This window comes from Gemmatimonadota bacterium, assembly GCA_039715185.1.
In the GTDB taxonomy this organism is placed as follows: Bacteria; Gemmatimonadota; Gemmatimonadetes; order Longimicrobiales; family RSA9; genus DATHRK01.
On the sequence record JBDLIA010000253.1, the window covers coordinates 1 to 1004 of the forward strand.

A 1004-nucleotide genomic window follows, 5' to 3' on the forward strand; every position below is an offset into this window, starting at 1 on the left:
CAGACGCAACGCAGTTCCGCAAGGAGCGTGCCGGGTCACGCCCGCGCGCGCAGCCACGCGCGGCTTCTTCAGCTCGAGCGAGCCGTCCTGTGTCCACCCGATCTGGTCGGCGTGCCTGCGCAGCCACGCGAAGTCGATCTGGTCAGGGATGTCGTCGGTGGTCAGCAGTCGCGCCACCGGCTCGATGGTCGGGGGCTCGCCGGTCAACGAGACCTGGATCCCGCCGACGGCCGGCATCCCGGCCCGGGGCGTGATCCGCAGGTCCTTCCCCGGCACGCCCTCGACGAACAGCAGCCCGTCGTGCACCAGCCCGTGGCATGACGAGCAGAGCGAGGTCAAGTTCCTCGCCACGCCCTTGCCGCCGCGCCCCTCCCACAGGATGTGGTGGACGTGCAGGTAGCCCTTGCGGCCGCAGTGCTTGCAGCGATGCCCGTCGCGGGCGAGGACCCGTTCCCGGACCGCGTCCGACACCGACCCGTCGCTCGCGGCCGCCGCCACCTCCGCGGCCGGCGCCGGCTCGTCCGCGTCATCCGCGCGGACGTTCGCGCGGACGTCCGCGCGCTCCGCCTCGACCACCACCTTGTAGATCGACTCCTCGACCCGCTCCCGACCCGGCACGCTCCCGTCCGGCCTGGTGCTCAGCACCAGCTGCGCCATCGCCCGCACCGCGTCCTCGTCGCTCATCGCCGAGCCGGTCTCCGCCTGCAGCTTCCGCTTCGCCTGCGTCCACTCCTCGTAGCCGACCGCGTCGACCTCGGCCGCGATCCGGAACGTCAAGGTCGGCAGACCGCCGCCCCCGCCGCCCTTCCCGCCGTCTTCCCCGTCACCCGTCCCTCCGCCGGGCCGCTCCCCCTTCTTCGCGCGACGCACCATGCTCCGGAGCTCCCGGCAGTCGACCTCCTTCGCCTTGTCGATCCAGTCGGCCTCGGTCTCCGGCATCGCGACCCGCAGCAGCAGCAGCGCCTTCGACCAGCCGAACTTGCCAGTGCAGAAGGTCTGGTCGA

At 72.4% G+C, this 1004-nt stretch carries 1 protein-coding gene; it reads right to left on the minus strand.

The features are described from left to right. The coding region (locus ABFS34_17055; GenBank protein MEN8377135.1) for an HNH endonuclease signature motif containing protein at positions 1-1004 on the minus strand (1004 nt) is incomplete at both ends.